The sequence below is a fragment of the Paenibacillus sp. J23TS9 genome, from assembly GCF_018403225.1.
Lineage (GTDB): Bacteria > Bacillota > Bacilli > Paenibacillales > Paenibacillaceae > Paenibacillus_AQ.
The window spans coordinates 2,929,873-2,946,308 of record NZ_BOSG01000001.1 but is presented as its reverse complement, the minus strand read 5'-3'; the positions used below and the strand labels follow the sequence as shown (position 1 = coordinate 2,946,308).

Annotated in this window: 16 protein-coding genes; 6 read left to right on the top strand and 10 right to left on the bottom strand. The window is 47.0% G+C overall.

Annotated elements, in window-relative coordinates; all coding sequences use genetic code 11:
• Positions 1-50 precede the first annotated feature (50 nt).
• The 3 genes from KJS65_RS13810 (at position 51) to KJS65_RS13800 (ending at position 4,343) form a co-directional block, all read left to right on the top strand.
• Entirely contained in the window at positions 51-1,970 is a 1,920-nt protein-coding gene (locus KJS65_RS13810; protein ID WP_213650300.1) for an ABC-F family ATP-binding cassette domain-containing protein, read from the top strand.
• 175 nt (positions 1,971-2,145) lie between these two features.
• Positions 2,146-2,535 (top strand): BlaI/MecI/CopY family transcriptional regulator, encoded by a 390-nt coding sequence (locus KJS65_RS13805; protein WP_136604374.1) that lies wholly within the window; start codon positions 2,146-2,148, stop codon positions 2,533-2,535.
• Between the two features lie 2 nt (positions 2,536-2,537).
• Complete coding sequence (locus tag KJS65_RS13800; RefSeq protein ID WP_213650299.1) at positions 2,538-4,343, top strand: M56 family metallopeptidase; 1,806 nt, start codon at positions 2,538-2,540, stop codon at positions 4,341-4,343.
• Positions 4,344-4,436: 93 nt separating this feature from the next.
• On the opposite strand, the gene KJS65_RS13795 is transcribed toward KJS65_RS13800, so the two are convergent.
• The 5 genes from KJS65_RS13795 to KJS65_RS13775 all read right to left on the bottom strand — a co-directional run bounded on the left by KJS65_RS13795 (position 4,437) and on the right by KJS65_RS13775 (position 8,438).
• Positions 4,437-5,474: a M42 family metallopeptidase gene (locus KJS65_RS13795; protein ID WP_213650298.1), complete on the bottom strand. Its 1,038-nt coding sequence runs from the start codon at positions 5,472-5,474 to the stop codon at positions 4,437-4,439.
• A 21-nt stretch (positions 5,475-5,495) separates the two neighbouring features.
• The gene (locus KJS65_RS13790; protein ID WP_213650297.1) at positions 5,496-5,822 is read right to left on the bottom strand and encodes a LapA family protein; all 327 of its coding nucleotides are present in this window, start codon (positions 5,820-5,822) and stop codon (positions 5,496-5,498) included.
• A 75-nt stretch (positions 5,823-5,897) separates the two neighbouring features.
• A complete protein-coding gene (gene pepF / locus KJS65_RS13785; protein ID WP_213650296.1) occupies positions 5,898-7,688 on the bottom strand; it encodes an oligoendopeptidase F in 1,791 nt (596 codons plus the stop codon).
• A 322-nt stretch (positions 7,689-8,010) separates the two neighbouring features.
• Positions 8,011-8,196 carry a hypothetical protein gene (locus KJS65_RS13780; RefSeq protein WP_136604379.1) on the bottom strand — a complete coding sequence of 62 codons (186 nt, stop codon included), beginning with the start codon at positions 8,194-8,196 and terminating at the stop codon, positions 8,011-8,013.
• An 8-nt stretch (positions 8,197-8,204) separates the two neighbouring features.
• On the bottom strand, positions 8,205-8,438 hold the full coding sequence (locus KJS65_RS13775; RefSeq protein ID WP_136604380.1) for a hypothetical protein: 234 nt from the start codon (positions 8,436-8,438) through the stop codon (positions 8,205-8,207).
• A gap of 164 nt (positions 8,439-8,602) precedes the next feature.
• Here KJS65_RS13775 and KJS65_RS13770 point away from each other — a divergent pair, with 164 nt between their 5' ends.
• Positions 8,603-8,800: a cold shock domain-containing protein gene (locus KJS65_RS13770; protein ID WP_127599896.1), complete on the top strand. Its 198-nt coding sequence runs from the start codon at positions 8,603-8,605 to the stop codon at positions 8,798-8,800.
• 110 nt (positions 8,801-8,910) lie between these two features.
• Here KJS65_RS13770 and KJS65_RS13765 read toward each other — a convergent pair whose 3' ends face one another.
• Positions 8,911-9,567, bottom strand: coding sequence for a lysoplasmalogenase (locus KJS65_RS13765; protein ID WP_213650295.1), 657 nt, complete (start codon positions 9,565-9,567; stop codon positions 8,911-8,913).
• A 305-nt stretch (positions 9,568-9,872) separates the two neighbouring features.
• On the opposite strand from KJS65_RS13765, the gene KJS65_RS13760 reads away from it, so the two are divergent.
• On the top strand, positions 9,873-10,904 hold the full coding sequence (locus tag KJS65_RS13760; RefSeq protein ID WP_374706186.1) for a tetraprenyl-beta-curcumene synthase family protein: 1,032 nt from the start codon (positions 9,873-9,875) through the stop codon (positions 10,902-10,904).
• Positions 10,905-10,923: 19 nt separating this feature from the next.
• A complete protein-coding gene (gene pfkA / locus KJS65_RS13755; protein ID WP_213650293.1) occupies positions 10,924-11,892 on the top strand; it encodes a 6-phosphofructokinase in 969 nt (322 codons plus the stop codon).
• A 65-nt stretch (positions 11,893-11,957) separates the two neighbouring features.
• Here the strand turns inward: pfkA and KJS65_RS13750 are convergent, their stop codons facing one another.
• The 4 genes from KJS65_RS13750 to KJS65_RS13735 all read right to left on the bottom strand — a co-directional run bounded on the left by KJS65_RS13750 (position 11,958) and on the right by KJS65_RS13735 (position 16,239).
• The gene (locus KJS65_RS13750; protein ID WP_213650292.1) at positions 11,958-13,331 is read right to left on the bottom strand and encodes an MATE family efflux transporter; all 1,374 of its coding nucleotides are present in this window, start codon (positions 13,329-13,331) and stop codon (positions 11,958-11,960) included.
• A gap of 202 nt (positions 13,332-13,533) precedes the next feature.
• The gene (locus KJS65_RS13745) at positions 13,534-14,709 is read right to left on the bottom strand and encodes a putative glycoside hydrolase (RefSeq protein ID WP_213650291.1); all 1,176 of its coding nucleotides are present in this window, start codon (positions 14,707-14,709) and stop codon (positions 13,534-13,536) included.
• Between the two features lie 328 nt (positions 14,710-15,037).
• Positions 15,038-15,232 carry a hypothetical protein gene (locus KJS65_RS13740; protein WP_213650290.1) on the bottom strand — a complete coding sequence of 65 codons (195 nt, stop codon included), beginning with the start codon at positions 15,230-15,232 and terminating at the stop codon, positions 15,038-15,040.
• A 182-nt stretch (positions 15,233-15,414) separates the two neighbouring features.
• A complete protein-coding gene (locus KJS65_RS13735) occupies positions 15,415-16,239 on the bottom strand; it encodes a YitT family protein (protein WP_244864516.1) in 825 nt (274 codons plus the stop codon).
• Positions 16,240-16,436 lie beyond the last annotated feature (197 nt).

Sequence of the window (16,436 nt, the reverse complement as noted above, 5' to 3'; positions counted from 1 at the left end):
AAAATAGTATTAAGCATTCCAATTCAGATAGATAAGTAGGGAAAACACATATGAACATTATGACAGTTGAACATATATCCAAAAGCTACGGCGAAAAAATCCTGTTCGAAGATGCATCCTTCGGTATGGAGGATCAAGACAAAATCGGCATTATTGGTGTAAACGGGACGGGGAAATCCACGTTTTTACGCGTCATTGCCGGTTTGGAGCAGCCTGATGGAGGCGGAATTTCGATCGGAAATCAGGTTAGAGTCCGTTTTCTGTCGCAAAATCCGGAGTATAATCCCGGGAATACGGTGCTGCAGCAGGTGTTTGAGGGGAATGATCCCAAGCTGAAGGCGGTAAGGGATTACACCGAGACCATGGAGCTGATTGAACTGAACCCCGGGGATACCGGGCTGCAGGAGAAGCTGCTGAAGCTGAATCAGCAAATGGATACTTTGCAGGCTTGGCAGATGGAGAGCGAAGCCAAAATTATTTTATCCAAGCTCGGGATAGTCAACTTTGAGGCAGTCATGGACACGTTATCAGGAGGACAGCGCAAACGCGTTGCCCTGGCACAGGCTTTGATCGAGCCCTGCGAGCTGCTGATTCTCGATGAGCCTACAAACCATATTGACAATGATTCTGTCATTTGGCTTGAGCAGTACCTGCAAAAGCGCCGTGGGGCGCTGCTGATGATTACACATGATCGATATTTTCTGGACCGGGTAGCGAATGTGATGCTGGAGCTGGATCAGGGCAGATTGTTCCGATACGAGGCCAATTATTCCAGATTTCTTGAGCTGAAGGCGGAGAGAGAAGAGCGTGAAGAGGCATCCGAGCAAAAAAGGCAGAACTTGCTGCGCAATGAGCTGGCGTGGATCCGCCGTGGAGCGAAAGCCAGATCCACCAAGCAGAAGGCGCGTATCGACCGTTTCGAATCACTGAAGGACCAGCAGGGACCGACACGGAGCGGTACTGTTGATATGTCAGCAGCCTCCTCGCGTTTGGGACGAAAAATTGTTGAGCTTGAGCATCTCGGTAAAAAGGCTGGAGACAAGATATTGATCCATGATCTCAACTATATTAGTGTTCCCGGAGACCGAGTCGGCATTGCTGGCCCGAACGGAAGCGGGAAATCAACGCTGCTGAATATGATTTCCGGAAGACTGGAGCCGGATGAAGGAGAGGTTATCACAGGTACAACAGTGAAAATCGGCTACTTCACCCAGGAGCATCAGGATATGGACGGCAGCATGCGGGTGATTGAATACATCAAGGAAGAGGCTGAAGTCATTCGTTCCGAAGACGGCAGCAGTTATACAGCTTCTCAAATGCTGGAACGATTTTTGTTTCCGCCGGCTGCGCAGTGGACGCCGATTTCCAGACTCTCCGGAGGCGAAAAACGCCGACTGTATTTACTGCGTGTATTAATGTCTGCACCCAATGTCCTTCTGCTCGATGAACCGACCAATGACCTTGATATCCAGACACTTTCCGTCCTGGAGGATTACCTCGATGATTTTCCGGGTGTCGTCTTTGTGGTATCCCATGATCGTTACTTCCTGGACCGGACTGTCGATAAAATCATGTCCTTTGAGGGTGAAGGACGCATACGTGTTCATGTCGGTAATTACACGGAATACAGCGAATGGATGGCTAAAAACATGGAGCCCGCAGTCCAGGTTCGGATGTCTGAGAAGTCGGCACAGGCTCCACAGACCTCAACTGATGCAGCTCCGCGTGAAAAGCTGAAATTCAGCTATAAGGAACAACGTGAGTATGAGCAAATTGACGCCATGATTGAGGCTTGCGAAAATAAACTGGCCGGTATACAGACCAAGATGGAGGAATCGTTCAGCGATTCGGCGCTTCTGCAGGAGCTGATGCTCAAGCAGCAGGAAGGCGAGCAGGAACTGGAGCATCTGATGGAGCGCTGGACGTATTTGAACGAGCTGGCAGAGAAAATTGAAGCAAGCAAAAATTAAGAATATGCGAATGGGTATTACTAAAACACGCTGAATCTGCAGATTCAGCGTGTTTTTATTACTCTGAAGCTTCAGACAGAATCAGAAAAATAGACCCATGCTTGGTTGACATACGAGATTACATATGTAATATTAGATGCGTGGATTACAACTGTAATCAAAAGGGGGAATACGTTTGAATAAACTGCCCGTCATTTCCGAGGCGGAGTGGGAAGTAATGAAAATACTATGGCAGAGCTCTCCGATGACAGCCAATGAAGTCATTGATGCGCTCGCTTCCCATATGGACTGGAGTCCGAAGACCGTACGGACTTTGCTGAACCGTCTGGTTGCTAAAGAAGCCATTGCCTATCATCCCGATAGCCGGCCTTATTCCTATTTTGCATTGATTACCGAGGTGGAGTGCCAGAAGGCAGAGACCAAGAGCTTTTTGAAACGGATCTACAGCGGTTCATTCAAACCGCTTATGGTGAATTTTTTGAAAGAGGAAGAGCTGTCTTCTGCCGATATCGAAGAGCTTAGGAAGCTGCTGGATGAAAAGTCGGATCCGAAAAGGAGGGGATAGGCATGCAGATGCTCTCTGACCCTTCGTTGAACATTTTTTTTGATTGGGTAATTAAAACAACCCTGCTTGCCAGTATCATGACCGGTCTTATACTGGTGATTAAGGCGGTTCTGAAAAATCGGCTGAAGCCAGGCTGGCATTATGCCTTATGGCTCCTTTTGATGTTGAGACTGCTCATTCCAGCCGGACCGCAAACTGCTTTTAGCATTTATAATCTATTTTCGTGGACGGAAACCGCTTCAGAAAACGCAGCTGTTCCGCTGCTAAACACCGCAGGGAGTGATACTGCAGCATCTTCCAAACATACGGAATTATCGTCCATTGATTCGGAAAATTCCGGAACGTTAACGGTGTATCCGGATCAAAGCAAAGGCAGTGCATGGTCTATTAAACAGGTGCTTATAGGGATCTGGATGGTTGTGGCTGTCCTGCTACTGATCCGCCTCCTGGCTGTGAATATCCGTTTTTCTATGAAGCTCCGCACATACGCGGTTGCTGCGAAGCGGGCGGATGTCATTTTACTAGCACAGGCAAGAAGAAGGATGGGAGTTAAACGGCGGGTACGGCTCAGCTTCTCCTCTGCCGTATCCACACCGACGTTGTTTGGCTGGATTCGCCCCCATTTGATTATGCCCACAAGCAGTAGAGAACTCGATGTAGACCGTCAGAATCACATTTACCTGCATGAGCTTGCACACATGAAGCATGCCGACATTCTTGTGAATTGGCTGATGCATCTGCTGCTCGTTTTGCATTGGTTCAACCCGCTGCTCTGGTACGCTCTATACAAAATGAGGGAAGATCAGGAGCTTTCAGCGGATGCACTTGCACTTCGGAAGATTCATCCTTCGCAGGTATCCGAGTACGGGTACACCATCATTACACTTCTGGAAAGAACCAAGCTTAGAGCATATGTTCCGGGTGCTGCAGGATTGTCTGGTTCCAAGCAGCAGCTGAAAAGGAGGATTCTTATGATTAAAAACTTCAAACGTAAATCCATAGGCTGGACAATGGTTGGGCTTGCCTTAGTGGTGGCATTAAGCGGATGTGCGCTTACCAATGGGAAAACAGCATCTGACGGTAATTCATCCACTCCTGCTGCCGGAGAGACGACTCCTGCAGAATCGGTAACACCGGATACTGCCGGGCCAAATAACGCCGGAGATAAGTCCGGAGACACCGTATCAAACGATGATACGAAGAACGGATCCGAAACAGGCGTGAATAATACAGCTTCCACGGATTCCAATACGAAGTCCCAACCGTCTGACCGCAACAAAGGTGGCAGTTCTTCGGGAAGCTCTGCACAAGCTTCCGTAAACGTGACTGAAACCAAAGGACATGAACAGCAAATCAAAGATATTGCAGCGCTGGCCAAGAAAGGGAAAGTGAAAGGTGCCGATTTCGTGGCAGGCAAGACGATTATCGATGACATTCACGCTTCCTGGGGTGAACCTGACCGTCCTTGGCAGCCATCAGACAGCTACGCATATGATTCATACTCGCCTGGAGCAGGTAGAGGCACATATGCCTTTGGTATCGGCCGAGGAGAGGTCGTCTACGATATCCGCTACTTTGGTTCTCCAATGGATGAAAACCAGGCTTTTAATCAGATCAGCTTTGCGGAGATCAAAAAAACGCTTGGTAAACCAAGCTCCATAAAGACAAACAATACGGATGATATATTGACCTACAAGCTGGGGGAATACGAGCTAAAATTCGTTGGCCCGCATAAAACACAGCGGCTTGATCATATTTCGGTATACTCACCAAAAGCAGCAGCTCCAATGGGAGGCTCGGTGAAATAATCAGTAGATGAATAAAAACAGCTATCCCGGTCATAGTGACCAGGATAGCTGTTTTTTTGGAAATATGATCCGTAGGTGAATGCTATACTCTGATTATGCTCTTACGTATGCTGCAAGAAGCTTGGTTGTGTTGAATACGGCCTGTTTATGGGTACGCTCCATGGCATGGGAAGCGTGAACTCCGGGTCCGATCAGGGCGGCACGGATGTTGTTTCCGGCAGATAATGCTGCAGAGGCGTCGGAACCGTAATGCGGGTAGACATCAACTGCAAATGGAATGTTCTCCGCTTTGGCCAGATCGATTAATTTGCTGGTCATATCGTAATCATAAGGTCCGGAAGAATCCTTGGCGCAGATCGAAACATCGGTTTCCTTGCAGCTGAGGTCATCACCTATGCAGCCCATATCCACAGCGATCATTTCATCAATGTCAGATGGGATGTAGGCAGCGCCATGTCCGACTTCCTCGTAATTCGAGATCAGGAACTTGAGCTTTGTTTTGGGCTTCCAGTTTTCGCGCTTCATGGACTCCAGCAGACCGAAGAGGGCTGCAACACTTGCCTTGTCATCAATATGGCGTGATTTTACAAAGCCGCTCTCAGTAATAACCGCGCGGGAATCGAACGAGACGAAGTCACCGACGGCAATGCCGAGCTTCAGCACATCTTCCTTGGAATGAACCAGCTCGTCGATACGGACCTCCATATGGTCCTCCTGGCGCTTGAAATCACGGGCATCACTGTATACATGAACCGAAGGGTGGGTGCTTAGGATGGTACCTGTATACGTTCTACCGCTGCGTGTATGGATGATGCAGTATTCATTTTCGATGCTGTTCATCATAAATCCGCCAACGGATGTAAGCCGCAGCGTGCCTTCGGATTTCACTGCTCGGACCATGGCACCTAGCGTATCCACATGAGCGCTTAGTCCAATGGTACGTGAGTTATCTTCGCCCTCGACCTCCAGAATTGCACCACCCTTTTGGTTCCATGACAGCGAAACACCGAGGGAAGAGGCTTCCTGTTCAACGAGCTTCATCACCTGTGCGGTAAAACCGCTCGGGCTTGGAGTATCGAGAAGCTTTTTCATAAAAGTTAATATGTATTCTTCATTGGGTTGTATTGACATGATCATGTCCTCCTTGCAGCATTAAGTTGGTAGTTGACCGTTTTCTTCGGAATCGTTGACACTTGCTTCTGCCGGTACAGGTGCTACATAGCCTGTTTCGTTCTGGATATGAGTGAGCTGTGCGGAAAGAAGCTTGATCTGTTTCTGCAGCTTGTATTGTCTGAAGATACCGTAAGACCCGACAATGATTCCACCGATGAGCGTACAGCCGACAATCAGCAGAATCAGCGGGATATTAACTTCACTGAACATAAAATTTACCTTCACGGGATCCACGTTAATGACAGCAAATATCGCAGTCAAAAGCGCAAATACCAGTCCGGCAATAAGTGACCACTGGATTTTCATACGGACACCTCCTCTACAGACAGTATAAAATCCCCTGACCGACGCGGACAAGGGATTTTATACCACTTCACTGCATTATTTCGTCAATTGTTCCAATTGTTCAATTACATTTTCGAAAACGCTCATCGCTTCACGAATTGGCTGAGGCGAAGACATGTCAACGCCGGCCTTTTTCAGGATATTAATGGAGAAGTCGCTGCCACCGCTCTTCAAGAAGCCGAGGTAACGGTCAACCGCAGGCTGGCCTTCTTCAAGAATCTGCTTGGAGAAGCTGGTCGCTGCCGAGAATCCGGTCGCGTACTTATACACATAGAAACTGTTGTAGAAGTGAGGGATCCGAGCCCATTCCATTTCAATATCCTGATCCACAGCCATTCCTTTGCCGTGGTATTTTACGTTCAAATCATAATAGATTTCCGACAAAGCTTGTGGTGTCAATGCTTCACCTTGTTCGGCACGCTCATGGATGAGCTTCTCAAACTCGGCGAACATGGTCTGACGGAACACGGTTGTACGGAACTGGTCTGCGTAGTAGGTAAGCAGATACATTTTTTCCTTCGGATCCGTCGATTTCTTCAGCAAGTAATCCATCAGCAGTGCTTCGTTCGTCGTTGATGCGACTTCTGCAAGGAAAATGGTGTACTGTGCATCCCGGTAAGGAAGCGTGTTGTCCGAGTAGTAGGAATGCAGGGCGTGGCCCATTTCATGCGCAAGCGTAAACATGCTGTTCAGGTTGTCCTTATGGTTCAGCAGCACAAATGGATGCGTGCCAAAGGCTCCCCAGCTGTATGCGCCTGTTCGTTTGTTTTCATTTTCATATACATCGATCCATTTGTTGTCAAAGCCTTCCTGCAGGGACTTCAGATAGTCCTGGCCCAAAGGCTTGAGTCCATCGGAGACCGTTTGCTTCGCTTGATCATACGTGATATCCATTTTGTATTCATCCACAAGCGGAGCAAACAGATCATACATATGCAGCTCGTCGACGCCCAGCAGCTTCTTCCGCAGGTTCATGTATCTGTGGAGAAGCGGCAGACTCTCGTGAATTGTGTCAATCAGGTTCGTGTACACTTCCTGCGGAATATTGTCGCCATAGAGGGACATCTCCAGTACGGAAGGGTATTTTCGCACATTCGCATAGAATATGTTTTTATTGACGTTAGCATTTAGTGTTGCGGCAATGGTGTTCTTTTGCTTGGCGTAGGTAGCGTATACCGCTTTGAAAGCGCGCTCCCGTACTTCACGGTTCGGGCTCTCCAGGAACTGGATATAGTTGCCGTGCGTCAGCTCGACTTCCTTGCCTTCTTCGTTTTTGATCTTCGGAAACTTAAAATCGGCATTATTGAGCATACCGAAAATCGTCTGTGGTGCTTGGGCAAGGTTTCCGACCTGAGCAAGCAGCGCTTCTTCGTTTTTGGAAAGAATATGCGCTTTCTCTCGCTTCATTTCGGTCAGAGTGAATTTATAAGCGGCAAGCTCAGGATCGGCAATGAACGCATCCAGCTTGTCGTCAGGCAGGGACAAAATTTCCGGCGTAACAAAGGATAGTGCCTCGCCGATTTGTACGCTCATTTTTTTTGCCTTTTGAGAAAGAGCCTGATATGTAGGGTTTGCTGTATCTTCGTCGTGATGCAAATGCGCGTAAACATAAAGACGTTCGGTTTTGAGAGAAATATCATCCTCTAGGGTGAAGCAAGCTTTTACAGATTTCGCATTATCAAGCTTGCCCTGGAATTCAGCCATTTTCTTCACTTCCTGCTGAAGATCGGCATAAGTCTGGTCCCAGGCTTTCTGGCCGTCGAACAAGTCCTCCACATTCCATTTGTTCTCTTCTGCTACTTCAGAGCGCTTCAATAATTGTTCCATGGGAATCCTCCTTAAATTGTGGGATGAATACGAATGGGTTCCATTTGACGAAACCGCCGGAGGAAAGAGGGAAACCGCACCCACGGTGAACGTGAACACGATGGCAAGTTTGAACGTCTTGTTGAAGTTCACAAGCAGGGACTCCTTTTTTAAAAAATAGAATGTATAGGCTTTCAGCGAAGCTGAACAATTCTATATTTCGCAAGAAAAACATCCGCTAAACATGGTCCATCTTCTGTGAAGATCCTTTTATGGACGTTTTTCTTAAGGAAATATCCCCCTTAGTATGAACTTTTCCCCGAAAGAATATTTATTCTTTCCCTCAAGGGCTGGAACCCATGGTGAAGAGACTGTATAGAATAAGAAAAAAGGCAAACAGGATCATGACGACAGCAATGCTCGCAAGACCCCGTTTCAGCTTCTGCGGAACCGAGTTTCTCATCATGATGAGAACGGCTCCGAGACAGAAGGCCGAAATGATAAAAATTAGAGTGCTGTTGTATTCCATTGGATGGATTATACTCCTTTAAAAGCGGCCATGATTGAGCGCCATTCTTCCATATTATCTTCGTATTCTTCCTTGGGAAAGCGTGTAGTTGCCCACTGCATGAGAGCCGGGCGGCTCATGAATGTGTGGGTTTCCTCGCCCCATTGATCGGAGATTTCCCGAAGGACGATATATCTTCCTTGTACCTCGACAGTCATCATGTTCCATTTGTCTTTTTTGTATATTTCATGTTTTTTGATCATATGCATTCTCCGTTTAGTCTTTTGGTAAAATGATACCCTAGAGGCAGCTCCAAAAGCAAATGAAAAGATGGATTTCGCCCAAAAGAGCGATTGCATTGTCAAATGGCATGAAGTATAATGTACTTATTCGCCACATATGGCGGTATTTTTAGGAGGTTGTTCATTTGAAAGGTACAGTTAAATGGTTTAACGCAGAAAAAGGCTATGGCTTTATTCAAGTTGAAGGCGGCGAGGACGTATTCGTACATTTCTCCGCAATTCAAGGAGACGGCTTCAAAACTTTGGACGAAGGTCAAGAAGTTGAATTCGAAATCACTGAAGGCAACCGTGGACCTCAAGCTGCAAACGTAACTAAATTATAAGATCGACTCCGTTAACGGATTTCTTATAGCTTTGGTTAATTAAAAAGCCTATAAAAGCACAGTTCTCGATGAGAACTGTGCTTTTTTGTATCTTTTTTGAAGAGCTGCAATTATGTATGAAGCTCCGTTCTTCCTTCGTTCCCCAAGTCAGAAATCGCGGGCTTATTCCGGATACTGCTTGCAATCAGAAACTGAGCAGAATAATAGGTTGTCATGATCAGAATGCCTGAATATGAGATATCTGAGATAAACATATTCCAGGACAAAATGGAGTCGGAGGCGATGAAGAGGAGAGCGCCGCAGCTGGCCAACAGATTGCCTGACATGACGGCAAAGAACCCCATCAATGAGATCACAATCAAATACATTAAGACAGGAACAGCCATAGCTGCATTACTGCCGTTCTCGAGTCCCTGAAGCAGCCTCCAGCCCATAAAGCCTGCAAAACAAGCAACGGGGATGATAGAGTACAAACGGATGGAGGAGAACTTCCACCGGGTGATAAAGGCGGAAAGGTAAAATAGATGTCCTATGAGAAAAGCGGAGAGACCAATCAAAAACCAGTGTAAGAGGCCGTCTCCCAGCATACAGAAGAAGAGCCCTGCCAATACCAGCAAAGCGTGTCTCTTTTTGGAGGCAGGCATTTGCAAATAAGCATAAATTAGAATCAAACACATTGGGATAAGCTTGAACAACATGCTGTGCAGCAGGAAAATATACAGCAGTCCCATGATCAGAATAATGATGGGCAGCAGCCGTTTTATCATACTTTAGGCCTCCTTGAGCTCTAATCTGTCAAAATTTAAATATATTCTAGAAGAAGAGAAAAGAATCCTTTTTTTATTTATGAGAACGCTTACACGCAGGTTCTAGGGGAATGTAAACCCTTTCTTAATAATGTATTACAGGCTTAGACCTTCCATAACGTGATCTAGTTTATTTGTGCTATTTTATGGTCCATATTATAATAAGGAGCATTAGGATAGATACAAGTAGACAACAATGTGGAGGCACCGTCTTGAATGAAAATGGGCAAAGTCAATATCAAGTTCCCCGGAACCCTATAAGCTTAATGGGACGAGTGTATAAGCATATTCTGCCTGAAGTACGGAAGGCATTGGACGGATGGCGCAGGGCGGCAGCCCAGATTCCTGATCCAGAGCTTCGAAAGCAGGCACTTGCCAGCATTGAAACCAAGCAGTTTCATTGTGAAGGCGGGGGTATATATGCTGCTGTCCCTTTGCCGGACAGGCTTGTTCTGATCAAGCTGATTGTTGCCTATCAGACGATCAGCGACTATCTGGATAATTTATGCGATCGCAGTACCTCCATGGATCAAGATGATTTCAGGCTTCTTCATCAATCCATGCTGGATGCCACCGATCCGGATGCAGAGCCGGTAAATTATTATGCGCTGCGTGAGGAGCAAAATGACGGAGGTTATCTCAGAAACCTGGTGATAACCTGCCAGAGCTGTATCCGTCAGCTTCCAGGCTATTCAGCTGCTATGCCTTACATCCGGGATTTAGCGGGCCTGTATACCGACCTGCAGGTCTACAAGCATATTAAGCCCGAACGAAGGGAGCAGGCGCTGCTGGATTGGTGGGAGCTTCACCGTGAACGGACGCCCCATCTCCAGTGGAATGAATTCGCTGCGGCCACAGGCTCGACACTGGGCGTATTTATGCTGTTCCTTGCCGCGAGTGACAGGCACTTGAACGATACGGCTGCGGCCTCCATTCATGCGTCATATTTTCCACATGTTTGCTGTCTGCACATTATGCTGGATTACCTGATTGATCAGGAAGAGGATCGGCTTGGCGGAGACCTTAATTTTTGCAATTATTATGAATCTCCCGAAGTCATGCTGGACCGGATTGCCTTGATTGTGGAATCGGCGCGCAAGGATGTATTATCCATTCCCGTGCCGCCGTTTCACCGGATGATCATTGAGGGACTACTGGCAATCTATTTGTCCGATCCGAAAGTCAGCGAGCAGCAGGAAGTTCGCTCCGTATCCAGACGCTTGATGAAGGGAAGCCCGCTGACTAGGCTCTTCTTTTTCGTCAACAGCCGCTGGATCCGCAAACATTTGTATGAGTGATTACGAGGAGGAATTTTTCATGACAGTGAAAAAGATTGCAGTACTAACCAGTGGCGGGGATTCCCAAGGGATGAACGCGGCGGTTCGCGCGGTTGTTCGCAGCGGACTTTATTTCGGCCTTGAAGTATATGGCATTCAGCGTGGTTACCAAGGACTTTTAAATGATGATATTTTCTCTATGGATCTGCGCAGTGTAGGTGATATCATCCAGCGCGGGGGAACGGTTTTACAGTCGGCTCGCTGCAAGGAGTTCATGACTTCAGAGGGTCAGGAAAAGGGTGCTGAGATTTTGCGCAAGCATGGTATCGACGGCCTTGTTGTTATTGGCGGCGATGGTTCCTACCATGGTGCGAATAAGCTGAGCAAACTCGGGATTAAGACCATGGCGCTGCCTGGAACGATTGACAATGACATTTCTTTTACGGACTTTACGATTGGCTTTGATACTGCCGTAAGCATTGTCGTGGATGCAGTGAACAAGCTTCGCGATACGATGTCCTCTCATGAACGTTCCTCAATCGTTGAGGTTATGGGTAGACACTGCGGTGATATTGCTCTCTATGCAGGTCTCGCTTCCGGAGCGGAGACGATTCTCGTGCCTGAGGTTCCGCATGACATGGACGAGATTACAGAACGGATGAAACAGAATTTTGCACTGGGCAAACGCCATAGTATCGTTATTGTTGCTGAAGGTGTAGGAAGCGGTGAAGATGTGGCCAAAGCACTCACAGACCGCTGTCCGACGCTCGAGCCGCGTGTTACGGTGCTCGGTCATATCCAGCGCGGCGGTACGCCGACGCCTGCTGACCGGAATCTTGCCAGCCGTCTTGGAGATTTTGCAGTGCGCAAGCTTATTGAAGGCGAGTCTGATAAAGCATGCGGCATCATTAAAGGCGAGCTTGTTCTTACGGATATTGACAAGGTGGTTAACAGTAAAAAAGCGTTTAATATGGAAATCTATGAATTGGCATCCCGGCTTTCGCAATAATCAGGTGCCCTCATAAGTTAAAGCAAAAGCCATGCAGAGAAATTCTCTGCATGGCTTTTTATGGTTTAACATTCTATAGCTGCTGAGTCAGATACACTTTGATTCTTCCGCTGGACTTTAACCAGTCTTCCGAGAAGAAGTGTCGCACCGACTGCAAGTCCGGTGATCAGCCCGATCCAGAATCCATAAGCATCAAGCGGTGTGCTGGTGGCCAGCAGATATCCTACAGGAAGGCCGATGACCCAATAAGAAATAAAGGTAATGATAAAGGCCGGATTTACGTCTTTGTATCCACGCAGGGCACCTTGAACGGGCGTCGCAATGGCATCGGATATTTGGAAGAATATCGCATAGATCAGAAAATGCTGTGTCAGTGTGATGACGCTGCTTTCGTCTGAGTAGAGACCTGCCACGTATTTGCCCGCCACGAGCAATACGACAGCCGTCACAAGTGATAAAGCCACTGCGGACAGGATGCCAAGAATGCTGTACTGCCGCGCATCCTTCAGCCGGCCCGAGCCCTTTTCAAAGCCAACGAGTATGGTCAACGCCATGCTGATGCTAAGCGGAATCATGTACAGCGTTGTGGCGAAATTCATGGCTGCCTGATGCGCAGCGATGGTGAGCGTATCGAAGCGGCTCATCAGCAGTGTAACGGCTGCAAAGACGGCTGTTTCAAAGAAAATGGAAAAGCCGATCGGTACTCCAATTTTCAGAAGATCCTTCCATACCTTTAAGGAAACACCGTGAAAAGCTCGGAAAAGACCGAAGTCTGCAAAGCGCTTGAGCCGTGTGACGAAGACGACCGCAATCATAAAAACGCACCAATAGGTGATGGCGGAAGCAATGCCTGCACCGGCGCCGCCCAGACGCGGAAATCCCCAGTTGCCGAAGATGAGCAGGTAGTTCAAAAAGATATTGATCGGCAGCGATATCAGCGTAACCAACATGGAAATCCTCGTTTGACCAAGAGCGTCAATATAGCTTCGAAGTACCGTATATCCGAACATCGGAATAATGCCAATCGACAGATAACTCAGAAAGCGGAATGCAATGGTACGGACACCCGCTTCCAGATTCATGCTGTCCAGAATTGTTGGAAGAAGTAGACTTCCCAGCGCAAGAATAGCTACGGCCAGCAGGAGTGCAAGCCATAATCCCTGCATGACATGGTAAGCTACTTTTTTCGTCTGGCCACCGCCCATTAGATGGGAAACAATGGGGGTCATGCCCATCAGTATTCCACTTAGTCCAGTTTGCAGTGGTATCCACAGGCTGGAGCCTATGGCGACGCCGGCCAGATCTGTGGAGCTGGCTTTACCCGACATGTTCGTATCAAAAAAGGTAATTGCAGAAAGGGCAATCTGGGTAATCAGAATGGGCAGTAGAATAACCAGAAACTGTTTTGATTTCTGTTGCAGCGTTAAGGTTGGTTTCATAGCAGGCAGGCCTCGCAGTATTTGAATTCTCACATCAAATGTGACAGTAGTCTATTGTAGAATATAAGCTCGCATTTGAACAGGGATAACTCCAGAAAACCTTTCAATGCATGTGAAAATGCGATTATCGCTTCTTCTTTTGTGACACAAGAAACCCCGGCTTTGTCAGCCGGGGTTTCATATGGTGGTTGCAGAAATTCGGTTATTTGTAATTTACACCCTGGGAGTAGCGATTGGTTGCATTCCATAGCAGGTATTCATCGATATTCATATCCTTTAATGCACGGATCTGCTCTTCGACTTCAGCCTTACCGTATTTGACGTAGTGCCCGCTGCCAAGCCAACTGGCGGTAAAGTCCTGAATCCACGGACGCACAATCGGTTTTTGATCCGCGAGCGGAGTCAATTTCTTAAAAGTATCGGTCATCGAGCCTTTGATCGTTTTATAAGGCTCTTTATCCGGATCCTTTGCTCCGAACCAGCCTGTGGTGTAGTGGCTCGGATAAACCATCGGGCTGATGACATCCACGTTTTCAGAAATTTTATTAAAGTCTTGTCCAATTCCCTCAGCCGCCGGTACGGATGCCGCATAACCGAAAATATCAACCGATACGCGTATCCCGAGTGGTGACAGCTGTTTACGGGCATATTGGACGAATTCGGCAACAGTATCTACACGGGATTTGCCGTTCTTGATGTATTTCAGCGAATCGGCACGTTTCTCAAATCCTTCCGGAAAGCGAACGTAATCGAATTGGATTTCCTTAAACCCAAGCTTGGCCGCTTCTTTGGCAATTTCAATGTTGTAATCCCAAACTTCTTTACTGAACGGATTCACAAAGCTATCGCCTTTGCCGTTTTTCCATACGGTTCCATCGCTTTTAACAAATGAAAGATCAGGACGTTTTTTGGCAAGAACCGTATCTTTAAATACGACGACGCGTGCAATCGGATAAACATTATGTTTTTTCAGACGGTCCATTAGTCCGTTAATGTCATGGATGAAGGGTTGTGGATTACCCTTTTTGATCAAGTCGGGGTTGTCCGTCTTATAAGTTATGTATCCGGCGTCATCCTTAATATCGATAACCATCGAGTTCAGGTCCGTGTTGTCCAGCAAATCGAGAAGCTGGGTCATCCGGGAGCCTCCGGCACTGTATGCAGTCACGTACACACCTTTTACCTTGGGAGCGGTCACCTGGGGATCTACTTTGGCGGGCGGATTATCCGCACTCACGGCCACGTCTTTTTGCTGAGAAGCGATGATGGCTGAATTAATGGAAGACTCGATAATTTTTGCAACATGATGATTGTCGTTCTGCGGATGATGAGCCGCACTGCTGCCCAGAATCATCAGCAGAGCCCAGATGATATTCATAAACATTTCTCTCCCTTGTTAGCGTTCACATTATGATTATATAAGAACAAATTAGCTTAAAAACAACAGGTTTGTAACAATTTGGCGGAATTCTGCGAATAGTGACAACCCTCCTTGTCTTTAAACGGATCGATGCATTATTAAACCCGTTATATATGATGTAGCTTTGCCTGTATGCCAGGTAAATACATATACATCAAGGGATTGGCAAGATTTTTACAATTTTGCGAACATAGGAAGAAACAAAAATGCCGCCTGCTTTTCAGTATGAACCAGGGACTGAAAAACGGACGGCATGATTAATCATTGTGTTACCAAGCAACGTTCATTATTGGAGAGGCGCAGAGCTTTGATGTTCACAGATACTGTACTGAATAATCTCCATGGCATCATTTTGTTCCAGAATACCGAGTCCGTCCCGTAGTACAATGAGTGAATTCAACTCATTGTTCTTTAAGAAAGGCATCATATCGGGAAACCACTTCATGACGATTTGGGACAATTTTACCGTTTCCATTTCCACAAAAATCACCCTTTCCTCTCGAGATTCTTTATAAGACGAATACTCTAAAGCCAAGGAGAATCGGAAAAGCGTTTAAGTGCTAGGAAAAACCGGATCAATCCTAATCTCATGGAACTAATGTAGGAACCGCGCACCATTAATATACCACAAAACACATCTTTTTTACACAGCGGTCCTAAAAATCAGCTTCTGCGGAAGGAGCCCATTACGCCGACCGTTTCGACGATGTTGACGAAAGCCTTCGGGTCCGTCTGCTTGATGATCCGTTTCAGCTCCTGAAGATCATAACGGGTGGTCACCGTCATGAGCATATCTTTTTCCTCATGGGAGAATGCACCTTCGGTTTTGATTTTGGTTACGCCGCGGGGCCGTTCGAGCAGTTGGGCAAGAATTGCTTCAGTTTCATTGGTGATAATGTATACCGTTACCTTGAAATGGCTGACATGAATCATGTCGACGACTTTGCCCGTCACAAAAATCGATACCATGGAGGCCAAGGCGAGATTCCAGTCATTCTGCATATAGCCTGCTGCGAGGATGACGAGTCCGTTCATTGCAACAAGCACGTTGCCGACAGGAAAATCACGATAACGTGTAACGATGGAGCCAGCGATGTCAAAACCGCCTGATGATCCTCCTGCCCTGAAAGAAATGCCTGCTCCGACACCGACCAGGACACCTCCAAACACGGACGCCAATAGCGAATCCGAGGCCAGAGCATTTACCGGAACGATGGCGATAAACCATGTGGTTGCCACAACCGACAAAATGCTGAGCACAATAAAACGTTTGCCCAGCATGAACCAGCCCGCAGCCAGTATAGGTACATTAAACACAAAGTACAGAATACTGAGATCCACGGGTGTAAAATAATTCACTAGCATGGACAGGCCGGATACGCCGCCGCTGAGGAGCTGATGGGGAACCAGAAAAAGATTGAACCCGCAAGCGATTAAAGCGGCGCCTAGGATGACTACAAGATATTTCCAGATATTGTTGAGCCGCAAAATGCTACACCTCTATTTCATATGTAATGTCGTTTATTAAAAAGAGAATTCACCTTTGTTTCTAAGTCGCTGGTTTTTGTATTTTGATTTGTGATATAATGTATTAGATGTTCTTGAGTAGGCTTGTACAATAGTATTATTCTAACATTGTTTCAGGAGAAAAATTACCGTTTACTAAAATCTGTAGGCTGTTTTTG

What these genes read in the sequence shown, in the direction of transcription:
- KJS65_RS13810 (WP_213650300.1), top strand. Translation starts at nt 51, where the DNA reads ATGAACATTATGACAGTTGAACATATATCCAAAAGCTACGGCGAAAAA.
- KJS65_RS13765 (WP_213650295.1), bottom strand. Translation starts at nt 9,567, where the DNA reads ATGATAAAACGGCTGCTGCCCATCATTATTCTGATCATGGGACTGCTG.
- KJS65_RS13800 (WP_213650299.1), top strand. Translation starts at nt 2,538, where the DNA reads ATGCAGATGCTCTCTGACCCTTCGTTGAACATTTTTTTTGATTGGGTA.
- KJS65_RS13790 (WP_213650297.1), bottom strand. Translation starts at nt 5,822, where the DNA reads ATGAAAATCCAGTGGTCACTTATTGCCGGACTGGTATTTGCGCTTTTG.
- KJS65_RS13760 (WP_374706186.1), top strand. Translation starts at nt 9,873, where the DNA reads ATGGGACGAGTGTATAAGCATATTCTGCCTGAAGTACGGAAGGCATTG.
- KJS65_RS13775 (WP_136604380.1), bottom strand. Translation starts at nt 8,438, where the DNA reads ATGATCAAAAAACATGAAATATACAAAAAAGACAAATGGAACATGATG.
- KJS65_RS13745 (WP_213650291.1), bottom strand. Translation starts at nt 14,709, where the DNA reads ATGAATATCATCTGGGCTCTGCTGATGATTCTGGGCAGCAGTGCGGCT.
- pepF (WP_213650296.1), bottom strand. Translation starts at nt 7,688, where the DNA reads ATGGAACAATTATTGAAGCGCTCTGAAGTAGCAGAAGAGAACAAATGG.
- KJS65_RS13780 (WP_136604379.1), bottom strand. Translation starts at nt 8,196, where the DNA reads ATGGAATACAACAGCACTCTAATTTTTATCATTTCGGCCTTCTGTCTC.
- KJS65_RS13795 (WP_213650298.1), bottom strand. Translation starts at nt 5,474, where the DNA reads ATGTCAATACAACCCAATGAAGAATACATATTAACTTTTATGAAAAAG.
- pfkA (WP_213650293.1), top strand. Translation starts at nt 10,924, where the DNA reads ATGACAGTGAAAAAGATTGCAGTACTAACCAGTGGCGGGGATTCCCAA.
- KJS65_RS13750 (WP_213650292.1), bottom strand. Translation starts at nt 13,331, where the DNA reads ATGAAACCAACCTTAACGCTGCAACAGAAATCAAAACAGTTTCTGGTT.